This window comes from Empedobacter brevis (assembly GCF_965118635.1).
GTDB lineage: Bacteria > Bacteroidota > Bacteroidia > Flavobacteriales > Weeksellaceae > Empedobacter > Empedobacter brevis_A.
Genome location: NZ_CBCPHV010000002.1, coordinates 367786 through 392050, shown reverse-complemented (window position 1 = coordinate 392050; position 24265 = coordinate 367786). Strand labels below are relative to the sequence as shown.

Sequence of the window (24265 nt, the reverse complement as noted above, 5' to 3'; positions counted from 1 at the left end):
TCTGAAATAACTTTTTCAATAGGATATTATTCTGATTAAGACAAAATTCATTAAATCTAAAACTCTTATTTATATTGGTTCCATTTAATCTTTTCGGTTAGTTCTCTTAAATATTTCGTAATTTTGCAAACTTAAATTAGAGTAATGCGTACAAAATCGACTGGAAAAAAGAAAATTAATGTAATTACGTTAGGATGTTCTAAAAATGTTTACGATTCTGAGGTACTAATGGGACAGTTGAAAGCCAATGGTAAAGAAGTTGTACATGAGCAAGCTGGCGAAATTGTAGTGATTAATACTTGTGGTTTCATAGATAATGCAAAGGAGGAAAGTGTTGACACAATTTTAGATTACGTACAACGTAAGGAAGATGGTTTGGTGGAAAAAGTTTTTGTGACGGGATGTTTGTCTGAACGATACAAACCAGATTTAATTGAACAAATTCCAAATGTTGACCAATATTTCGGTACGCGCGAATTACCATTGTTATTAAAAGCGCTTGGTGCAGATTATAAACACGAATTAGTAGGAGAGCGTTTAACAACGACTCCGCGCCATTATGCTTATCTTAAAATTGCAGAAGGTTGTGATCGCCCTTGTTCTTTTTGTGCAATTCCTTTGATGCGAGGAGGAAATGTTTCTCGTCCGATCGAAGATTTAGTTACAGAAGCAACTAAACTTGCTAAAAATGGAACAAAAGAATTAATTTTGATTGCGCAAGATTTAACGTATTATGGATTAGATATTTATAAAAAGCGTGAATTAGCAAGATTATTAAAGGAGTTGGTTAAAATTGATGGAATCGAATGGATTCGTTTACATTATGCATTTCCAGCTGGTTTCCCAGAAGATGTTTTAGATGTTATTCGTGAAGAACCTAAAGTATGTAACTATATCGATATTCCATTGCAACATATTTCAACAAAATTATTGAAATCTATGCGTCGTGGAACAACGCACGAAAAAACGAATGCTTTGTTAGATGCAATGCGCACAAAAGTTCCAGATATGGCAATTCGTACAACGTTGATTTGTGGTTATCCAGGAGAAACAGAAGAAGATTTTCAAGAAATGAAAGCTTGGGTACAAGAACAAAAATTTGATCGTTTGGGATGTTTTACTTATTCTCATGAAGAAAATACACATGCTTATAATTTGGAAGATGATGTTCCAGAGGAAGTGAAACAACAACGTGTGGAAGAAATCATGGAAATTCAATCTCAGATTTCATACGATTTGAATCAAGAAAAAATTGGAAAACAATTTAAAGTAATGATTGATCGTAAGGAAGGAGACAATTTTATTGGACGAACAGAATATGATTCACCTGATGTTGACAACGAAGTTTTGATTTCTGCGATTGATACTTATTTACCAATTGGTGATTTTGTAAATGTAGAGATTGTAGAAGCTTACGAATTTGATTTAATAGGAAAAGTTATTGATTAACTTATCACATAAAAACTTAAAAAACCACTCAAATTTGAGTGGTTTTTTTTATGTTTTAATTTTTAGCGTTATTTCTACGATTCTTTTTTAAACGATTCGCTTGAACTAACTTTCTATGATTAGGATTTTTTAATTTTTCCACTAATTCTTCTAAATGATTTTCTTCTTTTTTTGTCTCTTTAGCCATTTCTATTGGTTTTAAATTTTATTTAAATTAATCATTATTCCTTAAGTGGTCAAATTTATTTGTCTTATTATAAAATATTTAACGTTTTATTTAGGTTATCATTTTTATATAAAAAATGTTTTTTATCGTTTAAATCATTATAATAAAAGCAAAAATATTCATTCAACTAATCTTATAAAATCATTTCAGGAATTTCTCCTTCAATGACTAATTTTCCTTCTGTTGCGTTTTTTATTTCTTCAACCGAAACTCCAGGAGCTCGTTCTAATAATTTGAATCCACCTTCAGGTAAAACTTCTAAAACAGCTAATTCTGTTACAATTTTTTTTACGCAGTTAATTCCTGTTAAAGGTAAACTACACTTTGATAATAATTTTGATTCTCCAGCTCTATTCACATGCTGCATTGCTACAATAATATTATCAGCCGAAGCAACCAGATCCATTGCTCCACCCATTCCTTTTACCATTTTTCCTGGAATTTTCCAGTTTGCAATGTCTCCATTTTCTGAAACTTCCATTGCGCCTAAAATAGTTAAATTTATTTTTCTTGCTCTAATCATTCCAAAGCTTATAGCAGAATCAAAAAAGGCTGAACCTGGTAAAGTCGTAATTGTTTGTTTTCCGGCATTTATAAAATCTGGATCTTCTTCTCCTTCAACAGGAAAAGGACCCATTCCCAATAATCCATTTTCTGATTGTAGTACTACATTTACATTTTCAGGAATATAGTTTGCAACCAATGTTGGAATTCCGATTCCTAAATTCACATAAAATCCGTCTTGTACTTCTTTTGCTATACGTTTAGCAATACCATTTTTATCTAACATTTTTCTTATGATTTAGGTTGAACAGTTCTATTTTCGATACGTTTTTCGTATTTATCTCCTTGGATAATTCGATTAACATAAACGCCTGGCGTATGAATTTGATTTGGATCTAGTTCACCAACTTCTACTAATTCTTCAACTTCTGCTATCGTAATTTTTCCGCACATTGCAGCTGGATGATTGAAGTTAGCTGTTGCTCCTCGGAAAACTAAATTTCCTGCTGTATCTCCTTTCCATGCTTTTACAAGTGCAAAATCAGGCTCAAAAGCATATTCTAATAAATATTCTTTTTCAACTCCATGAAATGTAAATTTTCTAACTTCTTTTCCTTCTGCCACCTCAGTTCCAACACCAGCAGGCGTAAAAATTGCAGGCATTCCATAACCAGCAGCCATTAAGCGTGTAGCTAAAGTTCCTTGTGGAATCAATTCAACTTCTAATTCACCAGAAAGCATTTGGCGCTCAAATTCAGCATTTTCGCCAACATAAGAAGAAATCATTTTTTTGATTTGTCGTCCTTGTAATAATAAGCCTAAACCAAAATCATCAACACCAGCATTATTACTGATACAAGTAAGATTATTGATTTTTTTGTCAACTAAACCTTGAATAAGATTTTCAGGAATTCCAGAAAGTCCAAAGCCTCCAACAGCCAAGGTCATTCCGCTTTCAACACCTTCTAGCGCTTCTTCGATGCTGTTTACTTTTTTGTTTATCATTTTTGTTGTGTTTGATCAAATAAATTCTATTGCTAAAGATAAATAAAATCGAATCATAATTCAATTAACCTGCGAAAATCTTGGGAAGATTCTGTAATTTATTTAAGATTAGAAGTAGAATTCTTGTTGCTTTCAAAAAGTTGAAGATTATAATAATTTGATAAAACTATGCACTAAATTTTTTAAGCAAATTAATAAATCGATTTAAAATAAAATCATATATTTGAAGAATAAGGAATTCCAATTGGACAAATAGAATAAACTTGAAGTTGGAATTATTTAAAAAATAAACGGAAAGAAAATGGAAAAAAAAGTGATTAGTCGAGTTATCGAAAACATTTTTTTTTCCAATTTTTTTTTAATTATACTTTCTGTAACTCTTAATATTGAAACGAATATCAAGCTTGGTTTACCTTTTAATTCTTTGGCTTATTATCTTTTCATAAGTGCAATTACAGTGTTATTTTATTTATATGCTTATAGAATTCCAGCAAAATTAAAAGCATCAAATAATCCAAGAATTCAGTTTTATATAAATCACCGTAAATCTGTAAAACTTTTTTCTATTGTTTTAGCTATTATCGCTTTATTCTCTGGAGTATTCTTAGCTTTTTATAGTTTACCGAATTACGAAATTTTAACTTGGAAATGGATAGTTGTCTTGTTTTTTACAGCTCTTTTAGCATTTGGATATTACGATTTCAAATTAGGTATTTCATTGCGTAAAAGCATGCTGTTAAAACCATTTTTAATTGGTTGGACTTGGGCAATTACAACCGTTTTTCTACCTGTTTTATTTTTGATGTTAAAAAATGGAACACATTATGTTTTAGATGAAAAATTCTATTTCCTATTTGCTCAAACTTTTATGTATTGTCTTGTAAATGCAATTTTGTTTGATTTGAAAGATTATGAAGATGACAGCAACCGAAATTTGAAAACATTTGTGGTTAAATATGGTTATCATTTTACTTTGAATCGAATTATTTTACCATTAATATTCTTAGGTTTTTTGAGTTTTGTAGTTTTTGGAATATGGTATGGATTGCCACTTCATCGTATTTTATTTATGTTAATCCCAATTATCTGTTTGGCTATATTCGCTTTTAAACTCAATCGTCCAAAACCTATTTTATATTATTTAATTGCGATAGATGGAATGATTTTATTGAAAGCAATTTGTGGAATTTTAAGCGTAATTTTATTTGAATAATGAACTATAATTTTATTGCGCCATATTATCATTCGTTGAGCAGATTATTTTTCTTTAATCGGCAGCATCAAGCACATTTTTTGATTTTAAAGTATCTAAAAGATGGTGATAAAATCTTGTGGGTTGGAGGAGGAGCTGGGAAGTTTATTGCAGAATTGGAAAAATTGAACCTTAAACTTGAAATAGATTATGTTGATTTTTCTTCTAAAATGATTGATTTAGCTAAGAAACAAAACACTTCGAATTTGAAAATAAATTTCATAGTTGCGGATGTATTTAATTTTGAAACGCAAAAAAAATATGATGTGATGATGACAATATTTTTGTTTGATCATTTTAATCAAACAAAAGCAGGAGAATTATTCAATCAATTAAATTCATATTTAGAAGAAAAAGGATTGTGGTTTTATGTTGATTTTGTACAAAATCAAAAAGCTTGGCAGAAGAACATAACCAATTTAATGCTTATTTTTTTTAGAATAGTGATTGGTTTAGATATTTCTCAATTACCACTAATGAAAAAAAGTTTTATGCAATATTTTGAAATTGTTGATCAAAAATACTTTTTTAAGAAATACATTAATAGTATAGTTTATAGAAAGAAATAAAAAAGCGATTCAAATTTCTGAATCGCTTTTATTTTACATATAATCTGTATCTAATTTTCCTTTTTTAAACTGGATAATATTCAGTTTATTCATAACCCAAATACATGGATACATCGGATCGAATTCCCATTTCTTAACTGCGAAATTTGGTCTTCCACCAAATTTATGGTGATTGTTATGTAAACATTCTCCCCACATAAGCCAATCAATAGGCATTAAGTTAGTCGAAGTATCACCTACATCATAATTACGATATCCTAATTTGTGTGAAAACCAATTAATGATTACGCCATGTAAAGGACTCATTAAAACTTGCATTGGAATAAATACAAAATAAGTCCAAAGAGGAGCATCAACTGCTACGTAAATTAAAATATAGATAATTACCCAAGCTAGACGTACAGCATTATTTCCTGCAAATCTATCCCAACTACGCCAAGAAGGAACTCCTTTTTTGAATTTCTCTAAAACTTGAGCTTTATCGTGATCGATTTCATTGTAAACAATGCGAGTTCTCCACATCATTGCAAAGAAATTTGGATCGTATTGAGGAGAATGAGGATCTTTTTCTGTATCTGCATATGCGTGGTGATGTCTGTGCATTACCCCATATGTATAAGGACTTAAATAAGATGAACCTTGAAAAATCCACGCTAAAACGTGAAATATTTTTTCCCAAGCTTTTGACATCGTGAACATTGCATGAGATGCATAACGATGATGAAAAAACGTTTGGAAAAATAAAGAAGCATACCAATGTATAACAAAGATAATGATTACTGCTGTCATTACTAATTTTTAATTTTTACAAATATAATCGTTAGGATTGTGAATTGCACTAATTAAAATCATAGAACATACAAAATTCTTAATTATTTATAATGAAAAAACGTTAATTCTAAGTTAATTGTCTTCGATACAGTAGTTGAAAAATAGAACCTATTTTTGAATGTAAATACTTATTATAAAATAATTTATTAAAATTAATAGGAGCAAATAAATTCTAAAACAAGATAGAAAATAGATTTAAAGAAATTGATTAAATACAAAGCTCCAAAATATTGGAGCTTATGATATTAGTTAATTATTATTGTTCAGAATTAAAGTAAACTTTATAATAATACATTTTCTTTTCTTCGTCAAAACCGCGTTCCAAATACTCTTCTGCAGCATCAGGATTTGTCAAATCTAATTTGATATTAATCTTTGTATCTAATTTTATTTCACTTTTTATTTTCTTCGATTCTTTCATCAAAGTAGGAACTGAAACTTCAAAAGCTTCCACAAATTCAACTCGATTATTTTCGCTATAATCTTTCTTATATTCTTTGAATTCGTCTATAATTTCGAAAGGTTTTAAAACCTGATCTTCGAAAATTTCATTGGTTACAACTTCATTCGAATTCAAAACATTTATGGAATTTGAGATAAATTCTGCTTGTTGTTTTTTGTCTGTTTTATCTAAAAGAAAATCATTCGAAAAATCTGTAATCAATTCCATATATTTCTTTGTATGGTAATTGTTATCCTTAATCAACTCAATTTCTAAGAAATTTTTCTTCCAATATTCCGATTCTACATTTTTGTCATCAATGGAATAAACACGGAAACCTTCGTCGCGATAAGCATCAAGAATAAGACAAGCTTTGTCTATTCCTTCTAGCTTGTAACCTTTCCAAATGTTGTAATCCAAACCTTTAGATTCATCAAAACGCAAGAATTTCTTTTTATTTTCTAATTTATAAATTCCAATTCCTCGACAAGGAATTCCGTCAAACATCATATTTTCGAAAAGAGCAATGAAAACTTCACCACTTTTTATCTGCGGATGCAACGATTTTTCGTATAAATGACTTAAAACTTCTTGCGAAAAATCGATAAAATCTGTTTCTTCATCAAACATTTGTTTACATTGATTATACAAAACATTAAATTCTAATTTTTCTGTATAATGTGTAAAATGGTTAATTTCAAGTGTTTTTTTGAACGGACTTAATAAGAAAGGAACCAATTGTTCTTCCTTTGCTTCGTCGTATTCAAGTGTTTTATCGGCAAAAATATTTGCTTCTTCTCGAACTTTATGTCCAACTTTTTGTAAACTAATAAAGGCGATATAAGCATTTTTAACGTCAATCATTTTTTATAATTTCTTAAAAACAAAAGTAATCAATTCAAAAATCAATACAAACGATGTCTGGAATAAAAAATATTAACAAATATGTCAAACAAAAATGTATAAAATAAAGTGTTTAAAATCAATTTAATACAATGTAGTTTTATTATTAAAAGCATTTGTATGGATGAAATTTATGTAAATGGCACGGAAATAGTATATAAAATGATGTCTTAATTTATAAAAAGTTGGATGATGAAAAAAATTAGATTTACACTTTTAGGAGTGGCATTTACAGCCATGTTAGCTGTTGGCGTAAACGCTCAAGATAGAAGTCAGAGAAATGTAGAGAGAGGTTCTTCAAGAGAAGTATCAAGAAGTGGTGATGTGAATAGAAGAGCTGAAATAACTAGAAATGAAAATAGAACAAGTAGAACCGAAAATAATAGACTAGATAGAAGAAGTAATAGTGAAGCTTGGAGAAATTCTAATACAAGATTAGAACGTGAAACAGCTAGAGAAAACAGAAATAATAGTGTGATAAATAGCAGTCGACCAGTTGCTAATAGAACAAATAATAATCTTAATCACCGAAATAGATCTGAAAGTTTAAAAAACCGAGATTTTTATAATAATCCAGTTCGTATTAATTCTAGTTCATATAATAGAACAAATCGACCTATTTCTAACGTTAATGTAAATAATTATAATCGATATACCTATAACAATTATAGTTTTTATGGAAACAATGGGATTTATTATCGTTCTTATAACAATGGATATGTAAGGTATATGCCATATGTAGGATTTAGAATTAATATTTTACCAGCAGGTTATGTTACGATTAATCTTAACAATCAAAATCCATATTATTTCTATGAAGGAATATATTACAGACCAAATAGAAATTATTACGAAGTTGTTCAAGCTCCAATCGGTGCGATAGTTTATGCTTTACCAGCAGGTTATGAAAGGGTAAATTACGGTGGCGATTATTTATATGAATTTGGAGGAGTTCTTTATCAAAAAATTTATAATAGAGGAACAAGAGCCTATCAAGTAGTAGGTTATCTGGACTAATATTAATTCTTATGAAATAAAAAAATAATCCCAAACAACATTCTGTTTGGGATTATTTTTTTTTGTAGCGAAGAGCAGAATCGAACTGCCGACCTCAGGGTTATGAATCCTGCGCTCTAACCATCTGAGCTACCTCGCCAAATTTCTTAATTTTTGCAAAGGTAATTTTTTTTAAATTTTACTGCAAAACTTATTTTGATTTTCTTTGGTAGATACAATTCATTTTATATCTTGCGACTTCAATTAAATAGAATTATGCCAAAAAAGAAATATCAAGTCGAATTTTCAATAAAGTCTTCACCGTCTTTACTATATAACTATATTTCAAACCCATCAGGTTTATCAGAATGGTTTGCAGATAATGTAAATTCTCGTGGAGAAAAATATACTTTTATTTGGGATGGACATGAAGAATCTGCTTTCTTGATGAAATCGAAGCAAGATACATATGTACGTTTTCAATGGGAATACGATGAAGATACAAAATATTTCTTCGAATTAACAATTGTAGAAGACGATTTAACAAATGATGTTTCATTAGTTATTACAGATTTTGCAGAAGAAGATGAAGTTGAAGAATCAAAACAACTGTGGGAAAGTCAAATTGAAGATCTTAAAAAAATATTAGGATCTGTTTAAAATCTATTATTTTGAAAATTAACTTAGGTGGCGAAATCATAGAAAAAGCAAATGCAGAAATTGGTATTCAGAACAGAGCTTTTCGAAATGGTGACGCTGTAAAAGAAATTTTAAGATTTGTAAATGGTGAAATAATCGATTGGGAAGATCATTATTTTAGTTTAATGGCTTCGATGCGAATTTTTCGTATGAATATTCCGTTAGATTTTACACCAGAATTTTTTCAAGAACAAATCAGTTTATTAGCAGAATCAAATCAAACGAAATCAGGAAAAGTAGAATTTTTTGCTTTCAGAAATGATGAAGAGGATTATCTTAAAGCATCAATCAATTATTTAATTTCGATTGAAAATAGCGAGAATAATTGGGAATTTTTAGAAGCTGAAAACGAAATAGATGTTTATAAAGATTATGCTATAAATACAGCTTTTTATTCGCTTGTCAATACGTATCGTCCAGAAGAAAATATTGCAGAAATTTATCGTTTAGAGAATGATTATGCAGATATTATTTTATTGAATGCCAACAAAAAAATGGCACGTTCCTTACGTGGAAATATATTTGTGGTTAATGGAGAAACGATTCGTACGCCAAAAAATGAAGAAGGAGTTATTAGAAGTGTTCTGAGAAATAACTTTATCAAAAATATTAATAAAGCAGAAGAATTTAAAGTAGAAGAAATTGATATTTTTCCATTTGAAATTCAGAAAGCAGAAGAAGTTTTTATCTTGATTGATGGAATTGGAATATTGCCAATTACCAAAAATCGTAAGAAAGAATATACTTCAGATAAAACAAAATCGATTTTTAAATATTTAGAATCGATTAATTCATAGAAGGATCAGCTGGTGTGTTTAGCCAAATTAAGTTTTCGCCGCCCAGCTGTTTCATTAATTTTTTCCACAAATCAGCATCCCAACGCTCAAAAATATCAAAGTCCAAATCTATTACAGCCCACGAATTATCCTTTAATTCATTATTGATTTGCTTTGGAGCCCAACCACAATATCCAATAAAAAATTTAATTTCATCTTGCGCAATCAAATTCTCATTAACCGCATCGCGCATATCTTCATAAATTCCAGACCAATACAAATCTCCAGCAATTTTTTCACTATTTCGGATCAAATCAGGTCTTTTATGTATGTAATAGATATTTTCTTTATCTACAGGTCCGCCTTCAAAAACAATAGAACCAGATTCCATTTCTGAGACAAAAATACTAATTGGAATATGAGAAGAATGATTAAGAATAAAACCAATACTTCCAGATTCTAAGTGTTCTGTAATCAAAATAACACTTCGCTGAAAAATATCGTTACTTAATGTTGGTTTTGCGACCAAAATAGCTCCTTTTTTTATACTTTTGATAGACATTTATGTTTCGGTTTTGTTGCGTAAAATCTTAACGAAATATACAATTAGCTGTTTAAAAATATAAAATAATCATTAATGAAACAAGATTTAAGTTATAAAAGAAAAGTTTATGAAAAACAGGCGATGAATTTTGATTCTTTAAGAGAAAATCCAATTGAACAATTTCGTGATTGGTTTTTGCAAGCCGAAGAATCTGATGGAGTAGATGAAGCAAACGCGATGTCTGTTGCGACAATTGGTGAAGATGGTTTTCCTAGAACTCGTGTTGTTTTATTGAAAAGATATACAGATGAAGGTTTTATTTTTTACACAAATTATAACAGCCAGAAAGGAAAAGCTTTGTTAGAAAATCCGAATGTTTGTCTATCATTTTTTTGGCCTTTTTTAGAAAGACAGATTATTATAAAGGGAATTGCTGAAAAAACGTCTGATAACAATTCGGATGGTTATTTTGAAACACGCCCAAGAAGTAGCCAATTAGGAGCTTGGGTTTCTGCACAAAGTTCTGTAATTGATGAGCATGAAGATTTAGCTGCAGAAGAATTGGAATTGGAAAAACAATATGAAGGAAAAGAAATTCCGCGTCCAGCACATTGGGGAGGTTTCTTAGTTCGCCCTGTAGAAATAGAATTTTGGCAAGGACGACCAAGTCGTTTGCATGACAGAGTTCGTTATGTTTTACAAGAAGATTACGATTGGAAGAAAGAGCGATTAGCGCCTTAAGAATATAAAGCAAAAGCCTCTTATTAAGAGGCTTTTGTTTGTACTGTATCTAGTAATAAAGATTCATATTCTTTTAGAAATGCTGACTTTTTTTGAAATAATAAATTATTTGAAACTTGATCAACAAAATATAAATTATCAATCAAATTATTAAAAGCATTGTTATTATAGCCTGTCGAATCAAAAAAGAATATCCAATCTTCATTTATAAAATATTGCGCATTTTCAATTTCATTAATTGTTATTTTCTCTTTAGAAATCTCATTTTGAAGAATATTTTTTATCACATTTTTTAGTTTTCCAACATGATCATTAAGAATAGTTAAGGCTTCAATTCTTAATTTTTCATGAATAGGTTTTGTTGCAAAATTCAAATGAGTTCTAATTTCATTTACTAATTCAATATTCGCCAATAAATCTGTTTCTGCTTTGATACAATCCTCTAATAAAATAGATTTTTCGTGGTCTAAATTAGATTTAAAAAAAGAGTTTATATTATCTAAGTAATTTGAAAATTCTGCTTCTTTTTTCTCCTTTATTTGCTCTAATTCCTCTTTAACTATCAATATATCTTGCTTCTTATTGTAAACAACATCATTATATTTAAATGGTTGAGGCTTTTTTTCTTGGTTAAATAAATCCAATTGAAAAATATCAAATTGAAGCGCTAAATATTGTTTTGCAACCAAAATATTTTCATCTGAAAATAATTCATTTGTAGGAATGTTTTGTTTTTTATCAGACAAATCAATTTCCTTTATCGCAGAAAAAGATAAATCATAATTAGCAAAAAAATGATTGTAGACTTTTGGATAATTGTATTTATTATGAATGGTTTTAAAGGCTTCCATAAACTCGGCATGATCGAGTTCATTAACACGATATAAATTTAAATTGAAGAAAAAATTGAATGAAAATTCTTCTTCAAATTCCTTTGTTTTTTGAAGTAATGTGATTGCTTTTGGAGATTCGTCAATCTCGGAATGCTGATTTGTAGCTTCAATATTTGCTAAACGTTTATCCATCTCTGGATGAGTTGACCATAAGTCTTCAAACTGTAATAAGGAATGATTTTGATTGAATTCATTAAGCCCAACAAGGGCTAAATTATTTTCTAAAGAAAGTTGATTTTCATTGATATAAAAATCAATTAATTCATTTAAATTTTGATAAATATTAGTTGAAAATTTTTTATCATCTTGTAAACTGATGTAAAAATTAGCTAATTCTTGATAAGCATATTGATACAATTCTATTCTCAATAATGGTTTTTTCATCATTTCGATCCCTACAACATTCGTTGCAATTTGATCGGCATGAAATTCCATTTCTCGGCTTAATTGTAAATAATTAAATTCTAATTTTTTGTGAATGACTTTCAAAATTACTTCAATCATTTTATTATAAACAATAGCTCCTTTTGAGATAAAACCTATAATTCCGTTAATTTGTTCCAGATTATCAACATCATATTTTAAAGTCTGATTATTGTATAAAATATCTTCCATAATTTTGGTTGCATTTCCTACATGACTTCCTATTGTCATAGATTTTTGAGAAAAATGTCCAAATTCATGTGCAATAATTCCTTGTAGCTCATTTTGAGAAACACCATGAAGTAAACCAATCCCAATGGATAAATTTTTTCTTGTAGGAAAAACTAAACTTTGCAAATTATTAGAATACGATACATAAGCATTAATATCATCAATAATGAAAACTTTTTTAGGATGTTTTGTGCCGACTTTATCTGCTGTTTCATTTATTAATTTAAATAATTCTGGTTGATCTGTTTTAGAAATTTCAATTCCATTTGTAGGTGTTTTTTTGAAAATATTTAAAATGAATTTAATATTATAAAACACGACGAAACCTCCTAATGCTAATAAACCCAAACCTAAAATGATTGTTATCCACATTGGTTTTGAAATGACAATTGCAATTCCAGCAGATAAGCAAATTATAAAAACAATGAGGCTTAAAATTGTAGAAAAGAGAAGAGTAAGTAAAAAGATTAAAATCCAAATTACGGATTTTTTTTGCGCTTTTTTATACGTTTGCGAAACGTTAACTTTAAAAGAATTCATAGTATTAATTAAGTACTCGAATATAAAAAAAACCTCGAGATATTCTCGAGGTTTTTGTGTAAAATTATATTGTTATTTATTTTTTGAATTCTTGAGCAGTTTTACGAATAATAGCTAAACATTCGTGTAATTGTTCTTCGTTCATTACTAGAGGAGGAGCGAAACGAATAATATTACCGTGTGTTGGTTTTGCTAATAAACCGTTATCTTTCATTGCAACACAGAAATTCCAAGCCGTTTCAGATTCTGGAGAATCGTTGATTAAAATAGCATTTAATAAACCTTTTCCTCGAACTGATTTGAATAATGGAAACTCTTCTGCCATTTTTGTAATTTCAGCTCTAAAGATTTGTCCTAATTTTTCTGCATTATCAGCTAATTTTTCATCCAAAACAACTTGTAAAGCTTCCATTGCAACAGCTGCTGCTAATGGATTTCCTCCATAAGTAGATCCATGTTGTCCTGGTTTGATAACATTCATTACATCATCATTCGCTAAAACTGCAGACACAGGATAAGCTCCTCCCGAAACAGCTTTACCTAAAATTAAAACATCAGCTTTAATATTTTCATGATCGATTGCTAACATTTTTCCTGTTCTCGCAATTCCTGTTTGAATTTCGTCTGCGATAAATAAAACATTATGTTGTTTACATAATTCTTCACAAGCTTTCAAATATCCATCAGAAGGAACATTAACTCCAGCTTCACCTTGAATTGGTTCTACTAAGAATCCACAAATTTTATCTCCTTTTTTTTCTAAAATTTGTTTCAATGCATCAACATCATTGTATTCTACAGCTTCGAAACCGCTTGTATATGGATTAAAGTTTTTACGTGCTTCTTCATCATTTGAGAAAGAAATAATAGTTGTTGTACGACCATGAAAATTGTCTTTACATACAACAATAATAGCTTCTCCAGCAGGGATTCCTTTCTTTTCGTAACCCCATTTACGTGCAATTTTAAGAGCTGTTTCTACAGCTTCTGCACCAGTATTCATTGGTAAAACTTTATCAAAACCGAATAATTCTGTGATGAATTTTTCATAAACTCCTAATTCTGCATTATAAAAAGCACGAGAAGTTAAAGTCAATTTTTCAGCTTGATCTTTTAAAGCTTTAATGATTCGAGGATGACAATGACCTTGATTAACAGCTGAATATGCTGATAAAAAGTCAAAATATTTTTTCCCATCTACATCCCAAACGTAAACACCTTCACCTTTTTCCAATACAACTGGTAGCGGATGATAGTTATGTGCTCCGTATCTTTCTTCTAATTCAATTAATTCTGCTGACTTTCCCATTTAATGATTTGTTTTTGTTTGTTCGTAATATTTTATAAAAAAACCGACAATAATGGTCGGTTTTATTTCATTTCTAAATTTTTTTCAATTAATTGAATATCTTTTCCAAAGAATTTTTTTGCAACTTTTATAATATTATCTGTATTATCAGAAATATAAAAAGTATACTTAGCAATTGCATCTTTAGAAGCTAATTTTCCTACTTTTGATAATTGATAAATCACTTGATTTATAACAATTAAAGGAGAATTAACAATGTCAACTTTCCCTTGAAATACTTGATTGATTTCTTTTTCTAGATGTGTATAATGCGTACATCCCAAAATAATCGAATCAATTCCTTCAAATTTTTTATTCAACAAATAGGTTTCTAAAACTGCTTTTGATATTGTCGAATTCGTAAAACCTTCTTCTATAACAGGAACTAGGAGCGGAGTAGCCATTTCTACAACCGTAATATGCTTATTTCGACGACGGATTGCTTTTTTGTAAGCACCTGTATTCACTGTTGTTTTTGTTGCAATAACACCAATCTTTTCTCTTAATTCAAACGAAACTTTTTCCGCAACAGGAGAAATAACATCGATAACCGGAATGTCTTTTCCAGCAGCTTCTCTAATTTCTTTCAAAGAATTTGCTGTTGCAGAATTGCAAGCAACCAAAATAGATTTGCAATCATGTTCTTTCAAAAAATTAGTAATGTCTACCGAAAATTGTGTTATCGTTTCTTTTGATTTTTCTCCATATGGTAAATTTTGAGTATCACCAAAATAGATTAAACTTTCGTTTGGTAGCAAACGTTTTATTTCTTTTGCAAACGTCAAGCCACCAACACCAGAGTCGAAAACACCAATTGGTCTGTTATCATTCATATCGCAAATTTAACAAATTAATTGATGTAAAATAATCTAGAAGCAATTCCGTCTGCGAAAAATTTAGCTTCAGGTTTTAAAATAATTTTATTTTCTCTATTTTCAACTAAATTTTCTTTTAGTAATTGATTAAGTTCTTGATGAAAATAATTGACCAAAGGTTCAGAAAATTCAGAATTTATTCGATTAATGTCTATTCCGTAAATTGTTCTCAATCCAATCATTATCATTTCATTAAATTTATCAACTTCATGTAAAACTTCAAATTCTTGTGGAAGATTATCTTCGTTAATAGCTTGTATATATTTTGAATTATTAGAAATATTCCAAGCGCGAGATATTCCATTATAAGAATGTGCAGAAGGGCCAATTCCTAAATAATGAACTCCTTTCCAATAATTAGAATTGTGTAATGAAAAGTAGTTTTCTTTTCCAAAATTGGAGATTTCATATTGTATAAAATCATTACTAGTTAAAGTATCAACCAACATTTGAAATTGATCATTTTGATGGTCTTCGTCAACAGATTTTGTTATTCCTTTTTTGATTTGATGATCTAAAACGGTTTTTTCTTCTACTGTTAATGCATAAGACGAAATATGCGGAACATCAAGCTCGATTGCTTTTTGTAGATTTTGTTTCCACATTTCATCTGTTGTAGTTGTAGATCCGTAAATCAAATCTATCGTGATATTTTCGAAACCAAAATCTTGAACCAATTTTATAGAAGATTCTGCTTCTTGTGCATTGTGAGCACGATTCATTAATTTTAAATCTTGTTCAAAGAAAGATTGAATTCCAATCGAAAAGCGATTAATTGGAGTTGATTTTAAGAATTGCAATTTTTCTTTATTCAAATCATCCGGATTTGCTTCGAGTGTGATTTCCTTTAAATTTTGGGTTGAATAATTTTTATATATCGTTTCGAAAATACTTTGTAATTCAACTTCAGATAAAATAGAGGGTGTTCCTCCACCAAAATAAATGGTTTCTAATGGAGTTGAAAGTTCATCTTTTCGCATAACAAGTTCTTTATTAATTGCCTTAATTAATTCAGATTTGTGTTGAATATTCGTCGAAAAATGAAAGTTGCAATAGCTGCATTTTTGTTTACAAAACGGGATATGGATATAAATTCCTGCCAAAATATTTAATTATAAAAGCAAAATTAGTGGGAATAACTGTCCTAAAAAAGTAACATTAAAAAATTGTGAAAAATAATTGAAGTTATATTGTTTTTGTAAATAAATCTTATATCTTTATAACGAAAATAAAATACTATGAATAAAGGAACTGTAAAATTCTTTAATGAAGAAAAAGGATACGGATTTATTAAAGAAGATGAATCAGGAAAAGAGTACTTCGTACACATTTCTGGTTTAACAGACAAAGTTGCTCAAAATGATAAAGTATCTTTTGACTTAGAACAAGGAAAAAAAGGCATCAACGCCGTTAATGTGAAAGTAATTTAATAAATATATTATATCAACATATTTCTTGTAAGCGACCAAAAGGTCGCTTTTTTTTATTTTTTTATTTCATCACTACTTTGATAAAATTCGGCTTTTCGTAACAATTCGTTTACAAAATGATACAATCTTTTCAATTGATATTTAGCTAAATGATGTCCATATAAACTGGCTAAATATGTACTTAAAGCAATTAAGAAAGAAACAGGAATGCTCCAAATCCAATGACTACTTCCTTTTACTATATATTCTGAAATAGAATAAGATCCTAAGGTGATAAAAATAGCGCCACTTAAACCATATAAAAAAGCGAACAATGTCCAAACATTAGAAGGTGGACCAATAATTCCTCTTACAACCAAATATCCAGGATGATCATCATCTTCCTCAATTCGTATTTGTAATTGTGGATGCCAATATTTATCCTTATCCTTACGAAGACGAATCATTGCAATTTCTTGATTTGCATAACCTCCATATTCGACTGAATTTGTTTCGAGATGTTTTTTGACTAAATCAATAAATTCTGGTTTTGATAAATGTGTGAAAACCTTAAAACGAGGACGGCTTAAAAGAGATTTAATTGGAACTTTTTGGCTCATATGTTATAGTTTTCTTTAAATTTACAATAAATGTTTAGAATATGACAAAAATCACTTCTAATTCTTATGAGAAAATTTATGAAATCGTTCGACAAATTCCAGAAGGACGTGTTTCTTCCTATGGATTGATTGCAAGATATATAGGAGAAAGATTTTCGGCTCGTGTTATAGGTTACGCAATGAATCATGCACATAATAGAGAAGATGTACCCGCACATCGTGTTGTAAATAGAAATGGTTTATTGACTGGAAAACATCATTTTAACCCTTCTACATTGATGCAACAACTGTTAGAGAATGAAGGCATTGAAATTATAAACGATAAAGTCGTTAATTTTAAGGATATTGTGTGGGATCCAAACGAATCTCATTAAATTCTGTAACAAAATCTACTTTCTTCTTACTAATTTTACAAATCAAATGATATAGAAATGGAATTTTTATTGCAAGCTAAAGGCTTAACAAGAAAATATAAAGATAAAGTTGCGCTTAATAATTTTAGTATCAATATTCCACAAGGTTCTATTTATGGACTTTTGGGACCAAATGGTGCAGGAAAAACGACTTTTATACGTATTGTCAATCAAATTACAGCACCAGATAGTGGAACTATTTTATTAAACGGTGAACCTTTAACAAAAAAATCAATCGGACAAGTTGGTTATATGCCAGAAGAACGCGGTTTATATAAAAATATGAAAGTTGGCGAACAAGCCTTATATTTTGCTAAACTGAAAGGGCTTTCTTCTCAAGAAGCTAGAAAACGTACAGAATATTGGTTCGAAAAGCTAGATATGATGTCTTGGTGGAACAAGAAATTGAGCGAGTTATCGAAAGGAATGGGACAAAAAGTTCAGTTTGTGATAACGGTTATTCATAATCCATCTTTATTAATTTTTGATGAACCTTTCAGCGGTTTCGATCCTGTGAATGCACAAATCATTGCAAATGAAATTCTTGAATTAAGAGATAAAGGAACTACAATTATTTTTTCGACACATCGTATGGAATCTGTGGAAGAAATGTGTGATCATGTAGCATTAATTAATCAAGCGAATAAAGTTTTGGATGGAACAATAGAAGAAGTTAGGAATCAATTCAAAACTGGAAAATTTTCTATTCAATTAAATGAAATATCACCAGATTCTCTTCAAAATTTAATAAATGAATTTGAAATTTCTGATATTAGAAATTTTAATCAAAGAACAGAATTTAATTTAATGTACAACAAGGAAAAACCAACCAATGAGATTTTACAAAAATTGATGCAAGTTGGTGAAGTACATCAATTCAAAGAAATTATTCCTTCTATGAATGATGTCTTTTTAGAAGCTGTAAAACAAACTTCAATTCCTAATCTTTAAGCTAATTTTCAAATGAAAAATATATTTTTAGTCGCACAGCGCGAATTCTTTTCTCAAGTAAAAAATAAAGCATTTATTATAATGACTTTTCTTTCTCCTTTGTTGATTATTGGAGCAGGAGCAGTGATTTTCTTTTTGAGTTCGGCGAATAATTCTGAAGTAAAAAATATTGCAATTGTTGATGAAAGTACAGAATTTATTACATCTTTCAAGTCGACAAAACAGATGATGTTTAGTATTTACACGCCTCAAGAATTAAAATCGATAAAAGATACTTTGAAAGGAAGTGAATATTTGAATGCGATTCTTTATATCCCGAAAAATACAGATGGAAATTATGTAAATATCGAGAAAAATACAGAATTAATCACAAATGGAAATCTAGGAATTACTGATCGCGAAAAACTTTCAAGAACAATTAGTGAAAAGATTGAAAAAGAAAAACAAACAAAATCTGGTATTGATAAAGCAGCTTTAGAAGCTTCTAAAGCGCATGTTAATCTAAATGTTTTCAACGTGAAAGACGGAAAAGAAGACAAGGGAATGGAGTTGAAAATAGGATTATCTATGTTTTTAACTTACATCATTTTTATGTTTGTAATGATATATGGCGTAAAAGTAATGCGTTCTGTTGTCGAAGAAAAAAATAATCGCGTGGTCGAAATTATTATTTCTTCTGTAAAACCTTTCCAATTAATGATGGGAAAAATATTAGGAACAACAATGGTTGCTGTAACGCAATTTGCAATATGGATTGGAATGACAATGGGATTATTGATCTTATTTCCTGCAGTTGCAGCATCACGAATGGATATGTCGCAACAAATGATGAATCAAGCACAATTGGCTGAAACTAATCCTGATATGATGCAAAAAGTAACAGAAATAAGCGAAGTATTATTAACGTTTAATTATCCATTAATCATTTTTGCTTTTATTGCGTATTTTATTTTGGGATATTTGTTTTATAGCTCTGTTTTTGCAGCAATTGGTTCTGCGGTGGATAATGATACAGATACGCAGCAATTTACTTATTTCCCATTAGTTCCGATGATGGTTGGTTTATATGGAAGTATGACAACTTTTGAGAATCCAGATGGTCCAGTTGCTTTTTGGTTATCAATGATTCCATTAACCTCTCCGATATCAATGATTACACGGATTCCGTTCGATGTACCAATTTGGCAATTAGCTTTATCCTTATTTCTATTATTAATCAGTACAATATTTATGGTTTATATAGCAGGAAAAATCTATAGAATTGGAATTTTAATCTATGGTAAAAAACCTACTGTAAAAGAAATGGTGAAATGGATTTCGTATAAAAACTAATATAATTACAAACTATAAAATATAGAAAAGAGCTTGATTTATCAAGCTCTTTTTTTGTTACTTTTTATCCTATTAAACAAGTTTAATTCATCTTAATTTTCTCTCTTTTTCTATTAATTTTCTTATTTTAAACTTACTTTTGAGCTAAAATTCGATAATATGATAAATCCACAAGATAGACTATTGGTGATAAGTACAAGTACAATTCACGGTTATAGTTTTTTAGAATATATAAAAGATGAAATCAAAGAATTTATTAATTCTGATGAAATTATTTTTGTTCCTTATGCTCGCCCTTCAGGTATTTCTTATGATGAATATACAGAAAATGTAAAAGAAGCTTTAAATTCAGTTGGAATTTCTGTAAAAGGTTTGCATACTTTCGAGAATAAAAAAGAAGCAATTTTAAATGCTAAAGCAATTTTTATTGGAGGAGGAAATACATTTTTATTGCTAAAAACTTTGTACGAACTTGATTTGATTGAAGCTTTACGTAAAGCTGTTCATAATGGAATTCCTTATATTGGAACAAGCGCTGGAAGTAATTTAACAGGTTTAACAATTGGCACAACGAATGATATGCCGATTGTTTATCCACCAAGCTTTGATGCTTTAAAATTTTTACCTTTTAATATTAATCCGCATTATTTAGATCCTGATCCTAATTCTAAACATAAAGGAGAAACAAGAGAAACGAGAATTAATGAATTTCATAAGTTTAATGATCAAGTTGTAGTTGGATTGAGAGAAGGAAGTTGGCTTCGAGTTGAAAATGGAGTGGTGGAACTGAAAGGAAAATTATCTGCTCGAATTTTCAGAAAAAATGAACAACCAATAGAAATAGAATCTGGTTTTATAGCAAAAGAAATATATCATATATAAAAAAAAACTCCTCAACTAAGTTGAGGAGTTTTTTTTTATAATTTCAAGTATTCTTTACTTTAATTTTTTAGCAACATACATTTTTTCGGCTAATTGTACAGCTTTATAAGCATCTACAACACCACCTGTTACAGAAATATCAGCTAAAGCTGGATTCTTGTTGACAGATTCTAACAAAATTTGTTTGATATCTGTTGCTGTTAATTTTGGATAATGTGCCCAAACTAACGCTGCTACACCTGCAACAACAGGAGAAGCCATAGAAGTTCCGCTTTCATTTTTGTATTCTCCTTTTTTAGTTGGAACAGTAGAATATATCTCATTTCCTGGAGCAAAAACATCTACAGATTTTTTACCATAATTAGAGAAACTTGCTCTCAAATTATTATTATCCATTGTGTTTGCTCCAACGGTAATAATATTTTTTGAAACTTCTGCACCTTTATCATCATAAACAGTTGGGAAATGAATTTCTTCATCAATGTTTACATTGTCATTTCCGGCAGCTTTTATTAATAAAAGTCCTTTTTTCTCTGCATATTTGAATGCATCCCAAACAATTTTTTTGTCAGGAGAATAAGCTTTTCCAAAAGACATATTCAATATTTTTGCACCATTATCTGCAGCATAACGAATTGCATTTGCAACATCTTTATCTCGTTCATCACCATTTGGAACTGTACGAACAGACATAATTTTCACATAACCATCTCCAGCAATTCCATCTATACCAATTCCATTATTAGATTTAGCTGCAATGATTCCAGAAACGTGTGTTCCGTGCATAGAATCAGGTCCATCTACATCATTATTTCCGTAAATACGTTCAGATTTATCTGCATAATTATCGCCTACAATTGAACGAGGATCTAATTCCGTATTCAAGTTAATTTCAACTTGTTCTTTGTAATATTTTGTTCCTTCAGAAATTTCGTCCCCAATTTCTGTTAAGAAATCTTTCATTGATTTTCCTTGCCAAGCTTCTTGTGGAATCATACCAAAAATAATCATTCCTTGTTGAGCTTCTTTAGAAACAGGTTTAAAAGACATCATATTTTTTTCGTTCAATTCTCTATCGCCCCATTCTTTGATTAAGGCAGGAAATGCAACTTTAAACATGTCATCCATTTGTCCGAATTGTGCTGCATTTTGTTTTGCTTCGGCAAGTTTGTTTTCGAAATCTAATTTTATTTTTTTATACTCTTCAAATTCTTTTGGGAATTTAGTTTTGTTTGAAGCAGCATCTTTACTTGTTTCGAATAAGTTGTTGTATTTTACAAAAAGACGTGTTAATTCTAATGTATCTCCATCTACATTTTTACCATCTTTTCCTCCGATAAAATTCCAACCGTAAACATCATCTACATAACCATTTTTGTCATCGTCAATTCCGTTTCCAGCTATTTCTTTTTTATTTATCCAAATATTATCTTTCAAATCTGGATGCGTAATTTCTACTCCAGAATCTAGAACACCAACAATTAACTGAGAAGGTTTTCTTTTTTTTGATTCTAAAAATTGTAAAGCTTTTTGAGTATTTACACCATATACACCGCTATCTTCGAAAGATTGATGTTGCCAAGATTTTTGATCGACTTTAGCTAAAGTTTCAACTGTTGTAGTTTCTTGTGCAAAAGATGCCATTCCTACAAACATGGCAAGTGATATACTTAATAAGAATTTTTTCATAATTAATTTTGTCTATTTGTCGAGTAACAATCGTATTTGTTACATCTAAAATTATCTAAATTTCAAACGCAAAAAAGGCTCCAAAATTTGAAGCCTTTTTATAATGTTGTGTTAAAATTATTTTAATTTACGTTGTTTGTAAATTTCTTCAGCTTTTTGAACTGCTTTATAAGAATCAACAACTCCTCCAGCAACAGAAATAGCTGCCAATTGATCATTTTTGTTAACTGTTTCCATTAAAATATTACGGATATCTTCTGCCGTTAATTTTGGATAATGTGACCAAACTAATGCTGCAACTCCAGCAACAGCAGGAGAAGCCATAGAAGTTCCGTTTAAGAAACGATATTGATCTACACCTGGATATGTTGCATAAATTTCTTGTCCTGGACCAAATACATCAACTGATTTTTTTCCATAGTTAGAAAAACGAGCTTTTAATGCGTTTGGATCTTTTGTAGAAGCTCCAACTGTTAAAACAGATTTAGATACAACATTTCCATTTCTGAAATTTGTAGGATAATGAACATGAACATCGATATCTTCGTTGCTATTTCCTGCTGCTTTTACGATTAAAACACCTTTATCAGAAGCATATTTGAAAGCATCCCAAACTAAATCTGCATCAGGAGAATATGGTTTTCCAAAAGACATGTTCAAGATTTTTGCTCCATTGTCAACTGCATAATAAATTGCATTTGCAACATCTTTATCGCGCTCATCTCCATTTGGAACTGTACGAACTGACATGATTTTCACATTATTTCCACCAACTGTTCCTTCAGAACCAATGTTATTTCCTCTTACAGCACCAATAATCCCTGCAACGTGAGTTCCGTGAGAAGATTCAGGTCCGTTTGAATCATTGTTTCCATAAAAACGTTCTTTTTTATCATTTGGATTGTCAACATCTTTGCGATTAACCAAATCTAAATTTAAGTGAGAAGATAAAGCATCTCCTTTTGCAGCACGACGAGCAGCTCCCAAGTAAGTATTAGAAACTTCTTTCATTGTTTTACCAACCCATTGTTCTTCTTTTAATTCTCCAAAAATCCATAAAGCTTCTAAGACTTGAGAATCTGTAGGTTGATAATTTTTTAAAATATCTTTCGTTAATTTAGTATCACCAAATTCAAGAACCATTTTATTTATTCCACCTTCAACTGCATTCAATTTAGATTGCGCAACTTGTTGGTTGTATTTCGCTTTTCCTACAGCGCCTAAATATTCTTTTTCAATTTTTTGAAATTCTGCATATTCAGTAGGGTTTTTAGCGATTTCTGCTTGATTTTTTTTCTGATCATAAGAAGCATATTTAGTAGATAGAGCTTTGTAAATACGCGTTAATTCTGTAGTATCATCGTTATAATTGATTCCTTTTGCAGTTCCTAAGAAAGACCAACCATGAACATCATCTATATAACCATTCTTATCATCATCAATTCCATTTCCAGGGATTTCTTTAGGATTTGACCACATATTTGCTTTCAAATCTTCGTGAAAATTTTCAACTCCACTGTCCAAAACACCTACAATAATTGTATTTGCTTTTCTTTTTTTGTCTTTTAGAAATTGTAATGCTTGATCTGTATTTACACCATAAACACCAGTTTGTTTAACACCTGCATGATACCATTTTTCTTTTGGTACTTCTGTTGTTTGTGCTTGGGCAAAACCTAATGTAAAGGCAAATCCTAAAGCAATAAATAGTTTTCTCATGTT

The 24265-nt window shown here is 29.7% G+C and carries 25 protein-coding genes and 1 tRNA gene; 12 read left to right on the top strand and 14 right to left on the bottom strand.

The annotated features are described in order from the left end of the window. Positions 1 to 144 precede the first annotated feature (144 nt). Positions 145 to 1449, top strand: a complete 1305-nt coding sequence (gene rimO, locus ACMHJW_RS04195) for a 30S ribosomal protein S12 methylthiotransferase RimO (RefSeq protein WP_413532167.1) — start codon at positions 145 to 147, stop codon at positions 1447 to 1449. Positions 1450 to 1504: 55 nt separating this feature from the next. Here the strand turns inward: rimO and ACMHJW_RS04190 are convergent, their stop codons facing one another. From ACMHJW_RS04190 to ACMHJW_RS04180, 3 genes are all read right to left on the bottom strand, one after another. Further along, positions 1505 to 1636 (bottom strand): hypothetical protein, encoded by a 132-nt coding sequence (locus tag ACMHJW_RS04190; protein ID WP_413532166.1) that lies wholly within the window; start codon positions 1634 to 1636, stop codon positions 1505 to 1507. A 172-nt stretch (positions 1637 to 1808) separates the two neighbouring features. Then, a complete protein-coding gene (locus ACMHJW_RS04185; RefSeq protein ID WP_413532165.1) occupies positions 1809 to 2465 on the bottom strand; it encodes a 3-oxoacid CoA-transferase subunit B in 657 nt (218 codons plus the stop codon). A gap of 5 nt (positions 2466 to 2470) precedes the next feature. Then, positions 2471 to 3184 carry a CoA transferase subunit A gene (locus ACMHJW_RS04180; RefSeq protein WP_413532164.1) on the bottom strand — a complete coding sequence of 238 codons (714 nt, stop codon included), beginning with the start codon at positions 3182 to 3184 and terminating at the stop codon, positions 2471 to 2473. 301 nt (positions 3185 to 3485) lie between these two features. Here ACMHJW_RS04180 and ACMHJW_RS04175 point away from each other — a divergent pair, with 301 nt between their 5' ends. Both ACMHJW_RS04175 and ACMHJW_RS04170 read left to right on the top strand, forming a co-directional pair. After that, entirely contained in the window at positions 3486 to 4397 is a 912-nt protein-coding gene (locus ACMHJW_RS04175) for a hypothetical protein (protein WP_413532163.1), read from the top strand. Next, positions 4397 to 5005, top strand: a complete 609-nt coding sequence (locus ACMHJW_RS04170; protein WP_413532162.1) for a class I SAM-dependent methyltransferase — start codon at positions 4397 to 4399, stop codon at positions 5003 to 5005. Before ACMHJW_RS04175 ends, ACMHJW_RS04170 begins: the two co-directional genes overlap by 1 nt. A gap of 33 nt (positions 5006 to 5038) precedes the next feature. Here the strand turns inward: ACMHJW_RS04170 and ACMHJW_RS04165 are convergent, their stop codons facing one another. Both ACMHJW_RS04165 and ACMHJW_RS04160 read right to left on the bottom strand, forming a co-directional pair. After that, positions 5039 to 5794 carry an acyl-CoA desaturase gene (locus ACMHJW_RS04165; protein ID WP_413532161.1) on the bottom strand — a complete coding sequence of 252 codons (756 nt, stop codon included), beginning with the start codon at positions 5792 to 5794 and terminating at the stop codon, positions 5039 to 5041. A gap of 298 nt (positions 5795 to 6092) precedes the next feature. Continuing rightward, a complete protein-coding gene (locus ACMHJW_RS04160) occupies positions 6093 to 7142 on the bottom strand; it encodes a nucleoid-associated protein (RefSeq protein ID WP_413532160.1) in 1050 nt (349 codons plus the stop codon). 231 nt (positions 7143 to 7373) lie between these two features. On the opposite strand from ACMHJW_RS04160, the gene ACMHJW_RS04155 reads away from it, so the two are divergent. Beyond that, on the top strand, positions 7374 to 8198 hold the full coding sequence (locus ACMHJW_RS04155) for a DUF6515 family protein (RefSeq protein ID WP_413532159.1): 825 nt from the start codon (positions 7374 to 7376) through the stop codon (positions 8196 to 8198). Positions 8199 to 8263: 65 nt separating this feature from the next. Here the strand turns inward: ACMHJW_RS04155 and ACMHJW_RS04150 are convergent. After that, positions 8264 to 8337 (bottom strand) — tRNA-Met (locus ACMHJW_RS04150). Between the two features lie 116 nt (positions 8338 to 8453). Here ACMHJW_RS04150 and ACMHJW_RS04145 point away from each other — a divergent pair. Both ACMHJW_RS04145 and ACMHJW_RS04140 read left to right on the top strand, forming a co-directional pair. After that, positions 8454 to 8837: an START-like domain-containing protein gene (locus ACMHJW_RS04145; protein WP_135836363.1), complete on the top strand. Its 384-nt coding sequence runs from the start codon at positions 8454 to 8456 to the stop codon at positions 8835 to 8837. An 11-nt stretch (positions 8838 to 8848) separates the two neighbouring features. Continuing rightward, positions 8849 to 9673, top strand: a complete 825-nt coding sequence (locus tag ACMHJW_RS04140) for an aminotransferase class IV (RefSeq protein ID WP_413532158.1) — start codon at positions 8849 to 8851, stop codon at positions 9671 to 9673. Here the strand turns inward: ACMHJW_RS04140 and ACMHJW_RS04135 are convergent. Then, positions 9663 to 10214: a YqgE/AlgH family protein gene (locus tag ACMHJW_RS04135; RefSeq protein ID WP_413532157.1), complete on the bottom strand. Its 552-nt coding sequence runs from the start codon at positions 10212 to 10214 to the stop codon at positions 9663 to 9665. The two genes, ACMHJW_RS04140 and ACMHJW_RS04135, sit on opposite strands and share 11 nt — an antisense overlap. Before the next feature lie 75 nt (positions 10215 to 10289). Between ACMHJW_RS04135 and pdxH the strand changes: the two genes are divergently transcribed. Next, positions 10290 to 10937 carry a pyridoxamine 5'-phosphate oxidase gene (gene pdxH / locus ACMHJW_RS04130; protein WP_413532156.1) on the top strand — a complete coding sequence of 216 codons (648 nt, stop codon included), beginning with the start codon at positions 10290 to 10292 and terminating at the stop codon, positions 10935 to 10937. Positions 10938 to 10960: 23 nt separating this feature from the next. Here the strand turns inward: pdxH and ACMHJW_RS04125 are convergent, their stop codons facing one another. The 4 genes from ACMHJW_RS04125 to hemW all read right to left on the bottom strand — a co-directional run bounded on the left by ACMHJW_RS04125 (position 10961) and on the right by hemW (position 16350). Continuing rightward, positions 10961 to 13024 (bottom strand): M48 family metalloprotease, encoded by a 2064-nt coding sequence (locus ACMHJW_RS04125; RefSeq protein ID WP_413532155.1) that lies wholly within the window; start codon positions 13022 to 13024, stop codon positions 10961 to 10963. Positions 13025 to 13100: 76 nt separating this feature from the next. Continuing rightward, entirely contained in the window at positions 13101 to 14333 is a 1233-nt protein-coding gene (gene rocD / locus ACMHJW_RS04120; protein WP_413532154.1) for an ornithine--oxo-acid transaminase, read from the bottom strand. A gap of 62 nt (positions 14334 to 14395) precedes the next feature. Then, positions 14396 to 15205, bottom strand: a complete 810-nt coding sequence (gene murI, locus ACMHJW_RS04115; RefSeq protein ID WP_413532153.1) for a glutamate racemase — start codon at positions 15203 to 15205, stop codon at positions 14396 to 14398. 17 nt (positions 15206 to 15222) lie between these two features. Next, complete coding sequence (hemW, locus tag ACMHJW_RS04110; protein WP_413532152.1) at positions 15223 to 16350, bottom strand: radical SAM family heme chaperone HemW; 1128 nt, start codon at positions 16348 to 16350, stop codon at positions 15223 to 15225. Between the two features lie 135 nt (positions 16351 to 16485). On the opposite strand from hemW, the gene ACMHJW_RS04105 reads away from it, so the two are divergent. Further along, positions 16486 to 16677, top strand: a complete 192-nt coding sequence (locus tag ACMHJW_RS04105) for a cold-shock protein (RefSeq protein WP_413532151.1) — start codon at positions 16486 to 16488, stop codon at positions 16675 to 16677. Positions 16678 to 16730: 53 nt separating this feature from the next. On the opposite strand, the gene ACMHJW_RS04100 is transcribed toward ACMHJW_RS04105, so the two are convergent. After that, complete coding sequence (locus ACMHJW_RS04100) at positions 16731 to 17276, bottom strand: hypothetical protein (protein WP_413532150.1); 546 nt, start codon at positions 17274 to 17276, stop codon at positions 16731 to 16733. A gap of 41 nt (positions 17277 to 17317) precedes the next feature. Between ACMHJW_RS04100 and ACMHJW_RS04095 the strand changes: the two genes are divergently transcribed. The 4 genes from ACMHJW_RS04095 to pepE all read left to right on the top strand — a co-directional run bounded on the left by ACMHJW_RS04095 (position 17318) and on the right by pepE (position 20854). After that, complete coding sequence (locus ACMHJW_RS04095; RefSeq protein ID WP_413532149.1) at positions 17318 to 17650, top strand: MGMT family protein; 333 nt, start codon at positions 17318 to 17320, stop codon at positions 17648 to 17650. A gap of 57 nt (positions 17651 to 17707) precedes the next feature. After that, the gene (locus ACMHJW_RS04090; protein WP_413532148.1) at positions 17708 to 18640 is read left to right on the top strand and encodes an ABC transporter ATP-binding protein; all 933 of its coding nucleotides are present in this window, start codon (positions 17708 to 17710) and stop codon (positions 18638 to 18640) included. Positions 18641 to 18652: 12 nt separating this feature from the next. Then, positions 18653 to 19972 (top strand): ABC transporter permease, encoded by a 1320-nt coding sequence (locus tag ACMHJW_RS04085; protein WP_413532147.1) that lies wholly within the window; start codon positions 18653 to 18655, stop codon positions 19970 to 19972. Positions 19973 to 20131: 159 nt separating this feature from the next. Continuing rightward, positions 20132 to 20854, top strand: a complete 723-nt coding sequence (pepE, locus tag ACMHJW_RS04080; RefSeq protein WP_413532146.1) for a dipeptidase PepE — start codon at positions 20132 to 20134, stop codon at positions 20852 to 20854. A 54-nt stretch (positions 20855 to 20908) separates the two neighbouring features. On the opposite strand, the gene ACMHJW_RS04075 is transcribed toward pepE, so the two are convergent. Beyond that, positions 20909 to 22543, bottom strand: a complete 1635-nt coding sequence (locus ACMHJW_RS04075) for a S8 family peptidase (protein ID WP_413532145.1) — start codon at positions 22541 to 22543, stop codon at positions 20909 to 20911. Between the two features lie 117 nt (positions 22544 to 22660). After that, complete coding sequence (locus ACMHJW_RS04070; RefSeq protein ID WP_413532144.1) at positions 22661 to 24262, bottom strand: S8 family serine peptidase; 1602 nt, start codon at positions 24260 to 24262, stop codon at positions 22661 to 22663. Positions 24263 to 24265 lie beyond the last annotated feature (3 nt).

Coding starts and splice junctions, on each gene's coding strand:
- rimO (WP_413532167.1), top strand. CDS start 145: ATGCGTACAAAATCGACTGGAAAAAAGAAAATTAATGTAATTACGTTA.
- ACMHJW_RS04190 (WP_413532166.1), bottom strand. CDS start 1,636: ATGGCTAAAGAGACAAAAAAAGAAGAAAATCATTTAGAAGAATTAGTG.
- ACMHJW_RS04185 (WP_413532165.1), bottom strand. CDS start 2,465: ATGTTAGATAAAAATGGTATTGCTAAACGTATAGCAAAAGAAGTACAA.
- ACMHJW_RS04180 (WP_413532164.1), bottom strand. CDS start 3,184: ATGATAAACAAAAAAGTAAACAGCATCGAAGAAGCGCTAGAAGGTGTT.
- ACMHJW_RS04175 (WP_413532163.1), top strand. CDS start 3,486: ATGGAAAAAAAAGTGATTAGTCGAGTTATCGAAAACATTTTTTTTTCC.
- ACMHJW_RS04170 (WP_413532162.1), top strand. CDS start 4,397: ATGAACTATAATTTTATTGCGCCATATTATCATTCGTTGAGCAGATTA.
- ACMHJW_RS04165 (WP_413532161.1), bottom strand. CDS start 5,794: ATGACAGCAGTAATCATTATCTTTGTTATACATTGGTATGCTTCTTTA.
- ACMHJW_RS04160 (WP_413532160.1), bottom strand. CDS start 7,142: ATGATTGACGTTAAAAATGCTTATATCGCCTTTATTAGTTTACAAAAA.
- ACMHJW_RS04155 (WP_413532159.1), top strand. CDS start 7,374: ATGAAAAAAATTAGATTTACACTTTTAGGAGTGGCATTTACAGCCATG.
- ACMHJW_RS04145 (WP_135836363.1), top strand. CDS start 8,454: ATGCCAAAAAAGAAATATCAAGTCGAATTTTCAATAAAGTCTTCACCG.
- ACMHJW_RS04135 (WP_413532157.1), bottom strand. CDS start 10,214: ATGTCTATCAAAAGTATAAAAAAAGGAGCTATTTTGGTCGCAAAACCA.
- pdxH (WP_413532156.1), top strand. CDS start 10,290: ATGAAACAAGATTTAAGTTATAAAAGAAAAGTTTATGAAAAACAGGCG.
- ACMHJW_RS04125 (WP_413532155.1), bottom strand. CDS start 13,024: ATGAATTCTTTTAAAGTTAACGTTTCGCAAACGTATAAAAAAGCGCAA.
- rocD (WP_413532154.1), bottom strand. CDS start 14,333: ATGGGAAAGTCAGCAGAATTAATTGAATTAGAAGAAAGATACGGAGCA.
- murI (WP_413532153.1), bottom strand. CDS start 15,205: ATGAATGATAACAGACCAATTGGTGTTTTCGACTCTGGTGTTGGTGGC.
- ACMHJW_RS04105 (WP_413532151.1), top strand. CDS start 16,486: ATGAATAAAGGAACTGTAAAATTCTTTAATGAAGAAAAAGGATACGGA.
- ACMHJW_RS04100 (WP_413532150.1), bottom strand. CDS start 17,276: ATGAGCCAAAAAGTTCCAATTAAATCTCTTTTAAGCCGTCCTCGTTTT.
- ACMHJW_RS04095 (WP_413532149.1), top strand. CDS start 17,318: ATGACAAAAATCACTTCTAATTCTTATGAGAAAATTTATGAAATCGTT.
- ACMHJW_RS04090 (WP_413532148.1), top strand. CDS start 17,708: ATGGAATTTTTATTGCAAGCTAAAGGCTTAACAAGAAAATATAAAGAT.
- ACMHJW_RS04085 (WP_413532147.1), top strand. CDS start 18,653: ATGAAAAATATATTTTTAGTCGCACAGCGCGAATTCTTTTCTCAAGTA.
- pepE (WP_413532146.1), top strand. CDS start 20,132: ATGATAAATCCACAAGATAGACTATTGGTGATAAGTACAAGTACAATT.
- ACMHJW_RS04075 (WP_413532145.1), bottom strand. CDS start 22,543: ATGAAAAAATTCTTATTAAGTATATCACTTGCCATGTTTGTAGGAATG.
- ACMHJW_RS04070 (WP_413532144.1), bottom strand. CDS start 24,262: ATGAGAAAACTATTTATTGCTTTAGGATTTGCCTTTACATTAGGTTTT.